Consider the following 13,671-nt stretch of genomic DNA (forward strand, 5'->3'; position numbering starts at 1 on the left):
GAAGCCTTTGAGCCGTCGGGCCCTCATATCGTTCAATATCGATAACCATATATCTTTAGGGGATTTTCACGAGCATCTGTCAGGCTGTGAGAATGATCTCCGGGACTCATGCCACCGGCGCTCATCTTTTCATGAATGACTTTGTAGATAGCAAGATAATGTCGACGAACAGACTTTCGGTTCCTTTTCATGTGTTTAAAGGATTTCTCAGGAACCGCTCCGGGAACTTCGGCATCATAACGGCCCTCCTGGCGACCGTGCTCCTGCTGGTTGCCGGTGGTGCGATCGACGTGGCCGGCGCCTATGTCGAGAAGGAGCGATTGCAGGGCCTGCTCGACAGCGCAGTGCTCGCGGCCGTGCACGAGACGGACGCCAGTCGCCAGTTTGAGACCGCCAAGCAGTTCCTTGCTTCGGGAGGAGACACGGGCGTCGATTATGGCAAGGCCCTGACACTCACCAGAAACGGCGATGGAAGCCTGACCGGGCTCTACTCCGGCCAGAGCGAAAGCCCTTTCCTCAGCCTCGTCGGCCTTTCATCGCTCAACGTCTCGGTCACTTCTACTGCGATCGCAAATACGTCGGCTGCTGCCGGCGGCGCCTGCATCTACGTCCTCGCCAGTCGAGGTCAGGACGTGCTGATCAACTCGGGTGCCAACATCACCTCCAAGGCCTGCGAAATCCACGTCCATTCGAAGGCGGCGCCTGCCTTCATCATGAATGCGGGTTCGACGATCGATACTGCCAAGTTCTGCGTGAAAGGCACCAACTACATCAAGAACGGCGGGACGATCTCCAATATGCAGGTCGGCTGTTCCGTCGATCCGGATCCCTATGCCGGCGCCCTCCCCGAGCCGAGCGTGCCTGCAAACTGCACCAGCAGTGGTTGGATCAACGACCAGGTGGTCTCGCTGAAACCCGGCCTCCACTGTGACACCGGCTTCAACGGCAGTCCGACGATCACTTTCGAACCTGGCCTGCACATCATCCGGGGCCGGATGATCATCAACAGCAACGCGACGGTGGTCGCCGAGGGCGTCACCTTCTACTTCCCCGACGTCTACAGCGAAATCCGCATCAACGGAGGCGTCAAGTTCCGCGGCATCGCACCGACCAGCGGTACCTACAAGGGTATCCTGATGTTCGAGAAGACGAGCGACCCGGCGAACAACCTCTATTCGCAGCAGTACATCTTCAACGGCTCGCTCGGAGAGACGCTGGAAGGCATCATCTACCTGCCGAACCGCGATGTCACCTACAACTCCACCACCAATCAGGTGAACCGGATTTCCATGGTCGTGAACAGCATGATCATGAATTCTGCCAACTGGCAGATCGAACCTTATACGTCGTCGGGCGGAGGTTCGGGCGGAGCCGCGTCGGGAGCCCGGCTGGTCAATTGACGCGCGGCGGCGTCAGCGGTGATCGCCGTCAACGACGATCTCCGCCGATGTTCCACCGCTCGCGCCTTCGAGGCCGAGCTGCCGTTTGACGGCTTCCTCTATCTCATCTTCGATCGCCTTGCGCTGATCGTCCGGCAGCGCAGCAAGCTGCTCTTCGGTCAGATCGTGGTCGGAAAGCCAGGCCGCGCGAATCCTCTCGGCGAACGTCATCTCCGAATAATCCAGGAACTGCGAAATGACGTCGGCCCGGGCGGCGCTCTTTTCCGCCTTCTGCCTAGCCTCGTGTTCATTCTTGCGCGCCTCGAGATCCTCTTCGCTGATAAACGAGCGAGGATTGCTCTTCTCATCCAGAAGCGCGAAGAAATCGGACTTTCCCGAAGTCCGGGATACACCCGTCGCGCCATGAGTGTCCCGCGACGAATACATGGGCATTGCAGCAATACGCATGACGACCTCCAAGAATTGCGCGCAGAGTGGCGCAGGAGGCTTGTACGGACCTTGGCTCCGATGAGCGAACAATAGAAAACCCGGCTGTCGCAGCCGGGTTTTGTCACAGTCTCAGCAATATGGCCGCTCGTCAGACCAGGCGGCTCTGCTCGACCGCCGCTTCTATGAAGCTCGCAAACAGCGGATGCGGATCGAGCGGACGGCTCTTAAGTTCCGGATGGTACTGCACGCCGATGAACCACGGATGATCCGGATACTCGATCGTCTCCGGAAGCAGTCCGTCCGGCGACATGCCGGAGAAGACGAGCCCGCATTCTTCCAGCCGGTCCTTGTAGTCGACATTGACCTCGTAGCGGTGGCGGTGACGCTCGGAAATCTCGGTGGAACCGTAGATCTCGGCAATCTTCGTGCCCTTCTTGAGGGATGCCTTGTAGGCGCCGAGCCGCATCGTTCCGCCGAGATCCCCGGAGGCGGCACGCTTTTCCAGCTGATTGCCCTTCATCCACTCCGTCATCAGGCCGACGACCGGGTCCGTCGTCGTACCGAATTCGGTCGAGGACGCCTTTTCGATCCCTGCGAGGTGACGGGCCGCTTCGACGACGGCCATCTGCATGCCGAAGCAGATGCCGAAATAGGGCACCTTGTGCTCGCGGGCGAACTGCGCCGCGTGGATCTTGCCTTCCGAGCCGCGCTCGCCGAAGCCGCCCGGCACCAGGATACCGTTGACCTTCTCGAGATAGGGCGCCGGGTCTTCCTTTTCGAAGACCTCCGACTCGATCCATTCGAGCTTGACCTTGACGCGGTTGGCGATGCCGCCGTGGTACAACGCTTCGATCAGCGACTTGTAAGCGTCCTTCAGGCCCGTGTACTTGCCGACGATCGCGATCGTCACCTCGCCTTCCGGCGTGCGGATGCGGTTGCAGACCTCTTCCCAGGCTTCCAGGCGCGGCTTCGGCGCCGGCTCGATACCGAAGGCGGCGAGCACCTCGTTGTCAAGACCTTCCTTGTGATAGGCCATCGGCACATCGTAGATGTTCGCGACGTCGAGGGCTTGGATGACGGCCGAGGGACGGACGTTGCAGAAGAGCGACAGCTTGCGGCGCTCTGCTTCCGGGATCTCGCGGTCTGCGCGGACGAGCAGGATATCGGGATGGATGCCGAGCGCCTGCAGTTCCTTGACCGAATGCTGGGTCGGCTTGGTCTTCAGCTCGCCGGCGGCCGGGATATAGGGCATCAGCGTCAGGTGAACGTAGACGGCGGTGCCGCGCGGCAGCTCGTTGCCGAGCTGACGGATCGCCTCGATGAACGGCATCGCTTCGATGTCGCCGACGGTGCCGCCGATCTCGCAGATCACGAAATCGTAGTCCTCGTTACCTTCGACGACGAAGTCCTTGATCTCGTTGGTGACGTGCGGGATGACCTGAACGGTCGCGCCGAGATAGTCGCCACGACGTTCCTTGTCGATGATGTTCTTATAGATGCGACCGGTGGTGATGTTGTCTGTCTTCGTGGCCGAACGCCCCGTGAAGCGTTCATAGTGACCGAGGTCGAGGTCGGTTTCCGCCCCGTCATCAGTGACGAACACTTCGCCGTGCTGCGTCGGGCTCATCGTGCCCGGATCGACGTTGAGATAGGGGTCCAGTTTGCGCAGGCGCACGCGGTAGCCCCGCGCCTGCAACAATGCTCCGAGTGCCGCGGCTGCAATGCCCTTGCCAAGAGAGGAGACCACGCCGCCTGTGATGAATACATATCGCGCCATGGGAGTCACCGGATACCTTTTCGAGACTGATTCCGCCAGCCAAAAACGATCGTGTCCCGTCTTTTTTTCTGGGACGAGGCGGAATACTTGACAAAAGAAATCCGGCGGACCCGAGAGCCCGCCGGAGTGGAAATCGTGAATCCGATCAGTTGCCGGTCGGAACGGCGTTCGGATCGGCCGGCTTCTGGGCCGGGGCTGCACCCTGCGTGCCTGTGGCAGGCGCCGGGGCGCCGGCAGCCGGAGCTTCCGCCGGAGCGGTTGCACCCGAAGCGGGAACCTCGGCCGGGGCCGTCGCGCCCGAAGCGGGAGCCTGCGCCGGCGCACCGCCGAGCTGGTCGAGAACGTTGGAGCCGTTGGAGGTACCAGCCGGAATGCGGTCGAGGATGTCGGTCGGCTTCGCCTCGTAGCGGGCAAGAACGCCAAGGCCGAGCGAGGTGATGAAGAACAATGCCGCCAGGATTGCCGTCGTGCGGGTCAGCGCGTTGGCCGTACCGCGTGCCGACATGAAGCCGGAGCCGCCGCCGATGCCGAGGCCGCCGCCTTCGGACCGCTGGATGAGCACGACGCCGACCAGCGCCAGCACGATCATGAGATGAATGACAATCAAAACGGTCTGCATGGATGTTCCATCCTGCCCATGGGCAAAATCTGAAAGGATTGGCGGCTCTTTACATGAGAGGTCGCGTCAAAGAAAGCCCCTCGGCAGCAAATCAGGCGAGGAGTTCACCATAGACGCCGTATATGGCGAGGAAGTCGGCAGCCTTCAAGCTCGCCCCGCCGATCAGCGCGCCGTCGACGTTTGCCACCGCCATCAGTTCGCTGGCGTTGGAGGGCTTCACGGAGCCGCCATAGAGGATGCGCATCTTTTCGCCCTCGCCGCCGAAGCGCTTCACGAGCTCGGCACGCATGAAGGCGTGCGCCTCCCGGACGTCCTCGACGGTCGGTGTCAGCCCCGTGCCGATCGCCCAGACCGGCTCGTAGGCAATAACCGTGTTTGCCGCCGTTGCGGCATCCGGGAGCGATCCGGCAAGCTGGTTCTTCAGCACGTCGAGGGTGCGACCGGCCTTGCGCTCCGCTTCGGTCTCGCCGATGCAGACGATCGCAACGAGTTCGGCGGCATGGGCGGCTTCGGCTTTCGCGCGAACGAGATCGTCGGTCTCGGCATGGTCTGTGCGGCGCTCCGAGTGGCCGACGATGACGTAGGTACCGAAACAATCCGCGATCATCTCAGCCGAGATGTCGCCGGTATGGGCACCGGATACGTTCTGGTGGCAGTCCTGCGCGCCGATCGCCAGCGGGCTGTCGTCGCAGAGCGCGGTCGCGACGTAGAGCAGTGTCGCCGGCGGGCAGATCAGGCTTTCGACCTTCTCCGACAGGGGCGATTTCACGCCTTCCGCAATCGCCTTGATCTGGTCGAGCGAGGCACGCGTGCCGTTCATTTTCCAGTTTCCGGCGACAAGCGGACGAACATTCGGTGTCATGGCAAACTCCTACCCCTCTCTAACGTCCCTGCCCGACTAGCAAATGCCGCCGCGAAAGGAAAGCGGGAACGCCTGTTTTGCCGGGACAAAGCAGGCTGACCTTTCGACACGGTCCGGCTGAGAACACGGGTGCCATCACGGTCAGTGGACAAAAATCCAGTTGAGAATTTCCCGCCAGTCGCTCATCCGCACGGGGGTGCCGTGGGAGCCGGTTTGAAAGAGCGTGAAGCGTGTCGGATATTTCTCGCCATGCAGGCGCCGGTAGAGCGCGATCTGGTCATCGGCCGCATAGACGCTGTCGCGGCTGCCATGCGTGAAGAACAGCGGAAGCTTGTGCTTATAGGCGGCGCTGCCGATGAAAGCCGGATCGGTCGCGCCGCCGAGGATCGCCATGCCTGCGAGCTTCTCGACGGTTGCCGCATCGCGGGCGATCCCCCAGCAGATGAAGCTGCCCATGGAGGCGCAGGCGAGCACGACCGGCTTGCCGGAGGACTGCGCCGCGCTGAAGCGGATCAGATCGGCGATCGCCGCAACGCCGTCGCTGTCGAAAGAAGGAACACTCGGCGAATAGTAGGTACCGCCATTTTCGACCGCGAGGTTTTTCAGCCGGTTGAAATTGCCGCCGAAGGTGAAGTCATTCGCGCCCAGCCTGCGGTCGCCGCCGCGCCCGTGGACGAAGATCACGGTGAACCGGCTTCCTTCGGCGGCACCGGTTCGCGTCACCGCGAGCTTCCGCGTGCCGAGATCAAGGGTCTCGTCGACCTGTTGGCGCCGGACCCCGAGCGAGACATAGGCCGATTTCACGCGCCGTTCCGGGATCTGGTCGCGACCGTTGATGTCACGCATCTCCTGATAGTCGACGACCTTGAAGTCGCCGCCGTCGCCGCTCTCGACCACCGTTTGGCTGGAAAAGAGTTCATCCTTGAAGGGCTTGAGCGCTTCGGAATCAGCCCTCGTGGCACCTGCAAGGACCAGCAATGTGCCGAAAGCGAGGGCAAGGCGGAAATGAGCTGTGGACATCTCGACGACCGTCGCCTCCTTGCCGGAACGCGCCTTGCCATTGCCGGCCGGCGACCGCAAAGCTTGCCTGAACGAACGCGGCGCCGGTCCGGCCAAGTCGCGCCTGCGCCGCCTTTCTGGCACAATTCGGGTGATTCGCAAGGGCGATCAGGTGTGGACGCCATGCTGGTTCCGCCCGACGAAATAGATTATTGAACGACGCCATGGACGACAACAACGATCTCTTTGCGGGCATGCCGCTCACCCCGAGGCCCGAGCAGACCCCTGCTCCGACCACGCCATCCGAGCCTTCGAGCGAGGTCGCGAAGCCGCGCGCCGCGCCCGCTTCTTCGACCGATAACGAGTACGGCGCGTCCTCGATCCGCGTGCTCGAAGGACTTGAGCCGGTGCGGATGCGTCCCGGCATGTATATAGGCGGCACCGACGAAAAGGCGCTTCATCACCTCTTCGCCGAAGTCATCGACAACTCGATGGACGAGGCGGTGGCTGGCCATGCCGACTTCATCGACGTCCATCTAGACGCCGAAGGCTTCCTGACCGTCACCGACAACGGCCGCGGCATTCCCGTGGAGAACCATCCGCAGGTGCCGGGCAAATCGACGCTCGAAGTCATCATGACCAAGCTGCATGCCGGCGGCAAATTCGACGGCAAGGCCTACGAGACGTCCGGCGGTCTTCATGGTGTGGGGGTTTCCGTCGTCAACGCGCTTTCCGATCTGCTTGAGGTCGAGGTCGCGCGCAATCGCAAACTCTATCGGCAACGCTTCTCCCGTGGCGTGCCGCTCGGCGGCCTGGAAGAACTCGGCGAGGTCCACAATCGCCGCGGCACACGGGTGCGCTTCCATCCCGACCCGCAGATCTTCGGCGACAAGGCACGGTTCGAGGCGGCCCGCATCTTCCGCATGGCCCGCTCGAAGGCCTATCTCTTCGGCGGCGTCGAAATCCGCTGGAGCTGCGATCCAAGTCTCGTGCCGGAAGGTGGCGACATCCCGGATAAGGCAGTCTTCCATTTCCCCGGTGGTCTCAAGGACTATCTCGCTGCGACGATCGGCAAGGATTTCACCGTCACCCGCGAGATCTTCGCCGGGCGGACGGAGAAGACCGGCGGCCACGGCGCGATGGAATGGGCGGTCACCTGGTACGGCGGTGACCCGGCGCTGCACTCGTACTGCAACACGATCCCCACACCCGAAGGCGGCACGCACGAAGCGGGCCTGCGCATCGCGCTCACCAAGGGGCTGAAGAATTATGCCGAGCTGACGCAGAACAAGCGCGCGCAGCAGATCACCACCGACGACGTGATGATCTCGGCGGTCGGCATGCTCTCCGTCTTCATCCGCGAGCCGGAATTCGTCGGCCAAACCAAGGACAAGCTCGCGACCGTCGAAGCCCAGCGCATCGTCGAGAATGTGCTGCGCGATCCCTTCGACCACTACCTCGCCGACAATCCCGCCGAGGCGGCGAAGCTGCTCGACTGGGTGATCGAGCGCGCCGAGGAACGGCTCCGGCGGCGCAAGGAAAAGGAAGTCAACCGTAAGACCGCCGTGCGTAAGCTGCGCCTGCCCGGAAAACTGGCCGACTGCGCGCAGAACACCGCGGAGGGCGCCGAGCTCTTCATCGTGGAAGGCGATTCGGCCGGTGGCTCGGCCAAGCAGGCGCGCAACCGCGCCAATCAGGCGATCCTGCCATTGCGCGGCAAGATCCTGAACGTCGGCAACGCCAGCCGTGAAAAGCTGATGGCCAACCAGCAGATCGCCGATCTCGTCCAGGCACTCGGCTGCGGCACCCGCACGAAATACCGCGACGAGGACCTGCGCTACGAACGCATCATCGTCATGACCGATGCGGACGTCGACGGCGCGCACATCGCCTCGCTGCTCATCACCTTCTTTTATCAGGAAATGCCGGAGCTCATCCGCGGCAATCACCTCTACCTCGCCGTGCCGCCGCTCTATGTCATCCGCCAGGGGGCGAAGACGGTCTACGCGCGCGATGACGCCCACCGGGCGGAACTGATGGAAACGGTCTTCAAAAGCAAGAAGGTCGAGGTCGGCCGTTTCAAAGGCCTGGGCGAGATGATGCCGGCCCAGCTCAAGGAGACGACCATGGACCCCGCCAAGCGCACGTTGCTGCGGGTCGAGATCGACGACGTCGATTTCGAGGGCACCCGCGACGCGGTGGACGCACTCATGGGATCGAAGCCGGAGGCGCGCTTCCGCTTCATTCAGGAGCGCGCGATCTTCGCCGAAAACCTCGACATCTGACGACGGGAGCCGCGAGGCTTCTTGATGACCTCAACGCTTGCGGTTGCGACGGAGATGTCATTAGGCAGACGCAAACATCCCTGATATAAGGGCGGCAGTCGTCGCCCGGCGTTCGCAAAGAACGGCCGGGAGATCCGTTGATTTTGGTGCACCCGCCCGCATATCGGCGGGCCACGGTCGCGGCGCTTATCGCCGCCCGGACAGATCGAGTAGCCTATCGTCGTGAGCATGAACGAAAACAACAAGAAACCGAACGCACCACGTTGGCTCGGGCCGGTGGCGCCGAGCCGGACGGCGCTTATTCCGCCAATTTCCGCAGCCCGCTGGCTCCTCGTCCTGATCGTGATCGCCGGCATCTATTTCTTCCACGGCTTCGTGGTGCCGGTGCTTGCGGCACTGGTAATCGCCTTTGCAAGCTGGCCGCTCTACAAGGAACTCCTGCGCCGGATCGGCGGCAACACCACCATCGGTGCGACGCTCGCCATCCTGTTCATCGTCGCCTTTCTGGTCGTGCCGATCGGTATCGCCGTCAGCTACACGATCGGCGAAGTACGCCAATGGATCGGCTGGGCGCTCGAGGTCAACCGCTTCGGTGCGCCGCCGCCGGACTGGATCACTGCGCTCCCGGGCGTCGGGCCCTGGCTCGGTGAAAAGTGGCAGGAGCACATCGGTTCTCCGGGGGCCATCGGCTCCCTTATTCAGATCGTCAGTGGCGCCAATATCGGCAACATCTACCGGGCACTGATCGCGGCGGGTGACGGCGCCTTCCACCTGATTTTGACCCTGCTCTTCATGCTGATTGCGCTGTTTTTCGTCTACCGGGACGGCTCGAACTTTACCCGCCAGCTCGATCTGCTCGGCGAGCGCATCCTTCCGACCCGCTGGGAACGCATTTCCCGTGTCGTGCCGGCGACCATCAGCTCGACGGTGACCGGCATGACGCTGATCGCGATCGGCGAAGGCATCGTGCTCGGCACAGCCTATTGGCTGGCTGGGGTCCCCTCGCCGGTAACGCTTGGGGTCCTGACCGGGATGATGGCCCTGGTGCCGGGCGGAGCGCCGCTTTCGTTCACCCTCGTTTCCTTCTATCTGCTCGCGCGTGGCTCCTATGTCGCCGGCATCGGGCTGCTCGCCTGGGGCACGGTCGAACTCTTCATCGTCGACAAGACCGTTCGGCCGCGCCTCGTCGGTGGGCCGATCAAGTTGCCGTTTCTGCCGACTTTCTTCGGCCTCGTCGGCGGTGTGAAGACCATGGGCTTCCTCGGCCTTTTCATCGGCCCGGTGCTGATGGCGCTTATCGTCTCCATCTGGAGGGAGTGGATGCGCGAGGTCGAGCTGTCCGAGCCGCGCGATGGCGACGGCATTGAGCCGGTGATCGGCGAACTCCCGCCGGAGACATCGCTGATCCGCAAGGCGTCCGTTCCCTGAGGACGGCGCCCGATCTACGGTCCTCGTGCCTCCTCGACCAAGTAACAACTAAGCCAGGCGTCGTGCATTAAATTCCGTTCAGGATCGGCATTCGCCATGGTGTCGCTCGAATGCCGGCGTTAACAGATCTTCGCGAGATGCAGATTCGGGGGATCAGCCGCATGAAAACCGCCGCCATCATGATGACCATTCTCGGCTGCGACGACAGCGTCAGCCAGTGCCATTACATCGACACGGCCGACCAGAAATGGGTTTCGATCGAGCTTTGCCACGCAGCGTCGGAGCAGGTGCTCGAAGGCTATACGGGCGCCAACTACCCCATGGTGATCGCCGTTTGCCAGCCTCCGGAGAATGCCGGAAACGAGGCCGCGACCGCCCCACAGGCAACCGAAACGCCGCCGGCCGAGGCGGCAAAACCGCCCGTCGAGGAACAGGAAAGTCTTGCGGCGAGAGCCGTCGCGAGGATCCGCGGCGTTCTGCCCGGAACCGAACGGATCAAGATGGTGTTCGAGACACCGCTCCACGTGGTCGCAGACGGCTATTCCTGGGTCGCGAAGAGGCTGACGCCCTGAGTTTTTCAGGCCGCGGTGAGCGCGAGCCCGGTCGCGTAGTCACGCGCGAGACGACGCTGATCGATGATCGCGAGTTTTTCGACCGTATCGAGAAGCGCTCTTGCGGTCTCGCTTTCCGGCGGTTCCTTGCGATAACGCTCGATCAGACGGGCGGAAACGCTCTCCATTTCGCTGCCACAGGCCGCCTGGATCGCGTTCCGCCAGAGCATGATTGCCTCGACGAAAACCGGGCTAACTTCCCGCGGCAGCCCTGTCGTTTCGAGAAGCGCGCGAACCGCATGGAAGCGTCCCGTCGCGAGGATCGACCGCACACGCCGTTCATCGAGCCCCGACAGGCTCACCATGCCGGCGGCGAAGAAGTCGGTGCGACCGGAACACAAAGCATGCATGAGAAAGGCTGGCGTCAGCCGCCCGGTGTCCCGCAAATGTTCGACAAGCGCGGGCAGTTCATCCGGCAGGACATTGGCGGCGATGGTGATGGTGGCGCTGGCACCGGCCTCGCGGATCAGGTGTTCGATGCGGCGGCTGTCGACCGCCGCCCTGACGAGGCCGAACCTGGCAAGCGCCTCCGTCACGTGCTGGACGAGCAACTGGCGGGCATCTGCCGGCAGGTCGTCGCGTTCAAGCAGCTGCGCGCGGACGTTTTCGTCACCGCCGTGCCGCTCCGCGATGCGCTTCAGGGTGAAGCGGGCGATATCGGCAGCAGAATTTTCGAGCAGCACCACCGTTTCGTCGGCATCGCCGATCTCGGCGAGTGCGGCAGCAAGTCCGCGCCCTACATACGGACGGGCGGCGATCAGCATGCGCGTCGCAGTCGATCCCCGTCCGGCGAGGTCGACGAGATCCGATTCACTGAGAACGGGTGAGCGGAGGATCACTTGCGAGGCGATCTCCAGCTGGTCCTCGGCGAGCGAGATCATCAGCGCACGCGGCGCCTCCTGCGCGTCGGCAAGTGCCTCGGCGAGCGCGAGGCGTACCCGCGGAGACGGATCGTCCAGCAGGTAGGTCATCGCCACCTTGGCGGCGCGCCGCTCTTCGGCGGCCATGGTCGAGCGCAGGAACGCCCGTGCAAGGGCATTGGCTGCCCGCGCCCGGTCGCCCGCCCTTGCGGTCTCAACCCAACGAAGAAATGTCTCTACGATCAATTCCAGCCCCAGCGGATGCAAGCGAGTCCCCATGGCCTGTCAGCCACGGTTTCACACTATCGCCAAAGTGTTTAAGATTGGTTCACCATATCCGTTAACCACGAGGTTTCCCTTGAAAACATATGGGCTGTTTGAGCTCGGCGGACGGCGCGTCCGATCCGTGCTTCTCGTTGGGCTTTTCGATGAACAGGACATCGCGGGTGCCGATGCCGTAGCTCTCGACCTCCGTGCGGATCGCATGAAGAACGCGGCAATTGCGCCAGCAACCGTTAGGGCTTTCACCCAGCGGATCGGAAGAAGCCAGACGCCACCGGCCCTTCTCGCGCTTGTCCCGCCGCCCGTCGACACGGACGCCCTCGCCCTTGCGCTGTCGCTCGTCGTCCCTCACCGACCGGACGCGATCGTGCTCAGCGGCGCGACCTGCGGCGCGGATGTCCAGAAGGCCGATGTGATGCTCTCGGTGGAAGAAGCAAAGGCGGGCCTGACGGTCGGCCACATCGCGATCCTTGCGCTTGCCGGCGACAATCCGGCGGGTGCTTTGTCGGCCGCGAGCCTTGCCGGAAAATCGAAGCGCCTGGCGGGGCTCGCCTGGAACCCGGCGGCGCTTGGCGAAAGCCTCGGGATCTCCGCCGCCATCCCCTCCCCGCGCCTTCCCTGTGGTCTGGCAACCGCGCGCGGGCTTATCCTGCTCGGCGCAGCATCAGCTAGCGTCGCAGCGGTCGACTGGCTCGGAGCGGAGACCAACGAGGACAGTGTGTCCGAGACGTGCCAGACCGCGTTGCACGATGGCTTCTCCGCCATGATCTGCGAGCGACCGGAACAGGTCGCCACGGTCAATCGCCTCTTCTCGTGAAGGCTGCGTCAGGTTTGCGAGGGCGGCGTCGGGCGCAGGAGTTCGAATGTCTCCGAAGCCTCGGCGTAATCCATATAACCCATCCGCGCCATCGGCCTCGCCAGCGCTGCATCGAAGCGGCCGTCGCGCAAGACCCGCTCGTCAATGTGGATGCCGACGACCTCGCCGAAGACAGCATAGCTGTCGGAGAAGCCGCCGGCAGCCGTCTTCAGGCGATGGATCTCCGTCACCTTGCATTCGAACGCAGCAAGAGCCTCACCGACATAAGGCGCATCGACCAATTCCCCCGTTCGAGCCGTGAGGCCGGCGATCGAAAATTCATCGACACCGTAGGGCACGACGACCGACGACTCGTTCATCGGCTTCAGGATCTCGGCGCCGACGAAACTGGTGGTGAAGACACCGGTCTCCTCGACGTTGCGCAATGTGTCCTTTCGTCCGCTCGACGAGAACATGACGATCTTCGGCCGGTCGCTCACGGCGTTGAAGAAGGAGTACGGAGAAAGATTCCTCGAGCCGTCCTTCCCCTTCGAACCGATCCAGCCAATCGGCCGCGGCGTTACGATCGCCTTGAACGGGTCGTGCGGCAGGCCGTGGAGGTTCGTATCCGTGGTGTAGAACATCATTCGTCTCCGCCGACCCAACTCACGACGTCGCTGATCGCCGGGCGCGGGCGCTCGGTGACCGGGAAGGTCGTCGAACCTATATGGATGAAGCCCGCCACTTTTTCTTCCGGAGCGATTCCGAGCAAGGGATAGGCACGCTCGTCATAGGCGAACCACTCCGTCAGCCAGTTGGAAACGTAGCCGTGGGCGTTGGCCGCCATCAGCAGGTTGAGGCAGACTGCACCCGCCGACATCAGCTGTTCCCATTCCGGGATCTTCTGATGCGGCGCAGCGCGGCTGACGACGGCGATCACGACCTGCGCCCGGGTAAATCGCGTCTTCTCGACCGCCTGCATTTCACCACTCAAGTCCGGGTTCTTCTCCATCGCCATCGCAAGCAGCGCATCGCCGATCCGCGCCCGTTCGGCGCCCCGATAGACGATGAAGCGCCACGGCGCGAGCTTGCCATGATCCGGAACCCTGACGGCCAGCGTCAGAATCGCTTCGATCTCCTCCCTCGACGGGCCGGGTTCACACATCTGAAAGGCCGGCACGGAACGGCGAGTCGCCAGATATTCGGCAAGGCGGATGTCGTTTTTCATGGTGATTTGCTTTCCCTTCGGCTGGAGCGACAGACAAAGTCTTGAAATTGCCATCGCATTCGGATTGAAGTTGCTTCCATTGGTGAGGAAGTCAA

At 62.8% G+C, this 13,671-nt stretch carries 14 protein-coding genes; 6 read left to right on the plus strand and 8 right to left on the minus strand.

Annotation, left to right across the window (positions count from 1 at the left end; genetic code table 11):
- The first annotated feature begins 191 nt into the window (after positions 1-191).
- A complete protein-coding gene (locus H4I97_RS08125) occupies positions 192-1,400 on the plus strand; it encodes a Tad domain-containing protein (protein ID WP_244658744.1) in 1,209 nt (402 codons plus the stop codon).
- A 12-nt stretch (positions 1,401-1,412) separates the two neighbouring features.
- Here the strand turns inward: H4I97_RS08125 and H4I97_RS08130 are convergent, their stop codons facing one another.
- From H4I97_RS08130 to H4I97_RS08150, 5 genes are all read right to left on the minus strand, one after another.
- Positions 1,413-1,847, minus strand: coding sequence for a hypothetical protein (locus H4I97_RS08130; RefSeq protein ID WP_182307388.1), 435 nt, complete (start codon positions 1,845-1,847; stop codon positions 1,413-1,415).
- A 130-nt stretch (positions 1,848-1,977) separates the two neighbouring features.
- Positions 1,978-3,606, minus strand: coding sequence for a CTP synthase (locus H4I97_RS08135; protein ID WP_182307389.1), 1,629 nt, complete (start codon positions 3,604-3,606; stop codon positions 1,978-1,980).
- A 145-nt stretch (positions 3,607-3,751) separates the two neighbouring features.
- Positions 3,752-4,225: a preprotein translocase subunit SecG gene (secG, locus tag H4I97_RS08140; protein ID WP_182307390.1), complete on the minus strand. Its 474-nt coding sequence runs from the start codon at positions 4,223-4,225 to the stop codon at positions 3,752-3,754.
- Between the two features lie 91 nt (positions 4,226-4,316).
- Positions 4,317-5,087 carry a triose-phosphate isomerase gene (gene tpiA / locus H4I97_RS08145; RefSeq protein ID WP_182307391.1) on the minus strand — a complete coding sequence of 257 codons (771 nt, stop codon included), beginning with the start codon at positions 5,085-5,087 and terminating at the stop codon, positions 4,317-4,319.
- Positions 5,088-5,228: 141 nt separating this feature from the next.
- Entirely contained in the window at positions 5,229-6,107 is an 879-nt protein-coding gene (locus H4I97_RS08150; protein WP_182307392.1) for an alpha/beta fold hydrolase, read from the minus strand.
- Between H4I97_RS08150 and H4I97_RS08155 the strand changes: the two genes are divergently transcribed.
- The 4 genes from H4I97_RS08155 to H4I97_RS08170 all read left to right on the plus strand — a co-directional run bounded on the left by H4I97_RS08155 (position 6,100) and on the right by H4I97_RS08170 (position 10,371).
- A complete protein-coding gene (locus H4I97_RS08155) occupies positions 6,100-6,294 on the plus strand; it encodes a hypothetical protein (RefSeq protein WP_182307393.1) in 195 nt (64 codons plus the stop codon). The two genes, H4I97_RS08150 and H4I97_RS08155, sit on opposite strands and share 8 nt — an antisense overlap.
- A gap of 16 nt (positions 6,295-6,310) precedes the next feature.
- On the plus strand, positions 6,311-8,371 hold the full coding sequence (parE, locus tag H4I97_RS08160; RefSeq protein WP_182307394.1) for a DNA topoisomerase IV subunit B: 2,061 nt from the start codon (positions 6,311-6,313) through the stop codon (positions 8,369-8,371).
- Between the two features lie 228 nt (positions 8,372-8,599).
- Positions 8,600-9,799, plus strand: coding sequence for an AI-2E family transporter (locus tag H4I97_RS08165; protein WP_378143300.1), 1,200 nt, complete (start codon positions 8,600-8,602; stop codon positions 9,797-9,799).
- A 161-nt stretch (positions 9,800-9,960) separates the two neighbouring features.
- Positions 9,961-10,371 (plus strand): hypothetical protein, encoded by a 411-nt coding sequence (locus H4I97_RS08170; protein WP_182307396.1) that lies wholly within the window; start codon positions 9,961-9,963, stop codon positions 10,369-10,371.
- Positions 10,372-10,376: 5 nt separating this feature from the next.
- Here the strand turns inward: H4I97_RS08170 and H4I97_RS08175 are convergent, their stop codons facing one another.
- Positions 10,377-11,549, minus strand: a complete 1,173-nt coding sequence (locus H4I97_RS08175) for a DUF2336 domain-containing protein (protein ID WP_182307397.1) — start codon at positions 11,547-11,549, stop codon at positions 10,377-10,379.
- Positions 11,550-11,628: 79 nt separating this feature from the next.
- On the opposite strand from H4I97_RS08175, the gene H4I97_RS08180 reads away from it, so the two are divergent.
- Complete coding sequence (locus H4I97_RS08180; RefSeq protein ID WP_182307398.1) at positions 11,629-12,369, plus strand: aldolase/citrate lyase family protein; 741 nt, start codon at positions 11,629-11,631, stop codon at positions 12,367-12,369.
- Positions 12,370-12,377: 8 nt separating this feature from the next.
- Here the strand turns inward: H4I97_RS08180 and H4I97_RS08185 are convergent, their stop codons facing one another.
- Positions 12,378-12,992, minus strand: coding sequence for a flavin reductase family protein (locus H4I97_RS08185; RefSeq protein ID WP_182307399.1), 615 nt, complete (start codon positions 12,990-12,992; stop codon positions 12,378-12,380).
- Positions 12,992-13,576 (minus strand): nitroreductase family protein, encoded by a 585-nt coding sequence (locus H4I97_RS08190; protein WP_182307400.1) that lies wholly within the window; start codon positions 13,574-13,576, stop codon positions 12,992-12,994. Before H4I97_RS08190 ends, H4I97_RS08185 begins: the two co-directional genes overlap by 1 nt.
- Positions 13,577-13,671: the final 95 nt, after the last annotated feature.

The sequence above is a fragment of the Ciceribacter thiooxidans genome (genome assembly GCF_014126615.1).
Lineage (GTDB): Bacteria > Pseudomonadota > Alphaproteobacteria > Rhizobiales > Rhizobiaceae > Allorhizobium > Allorhizobium thiooxidans.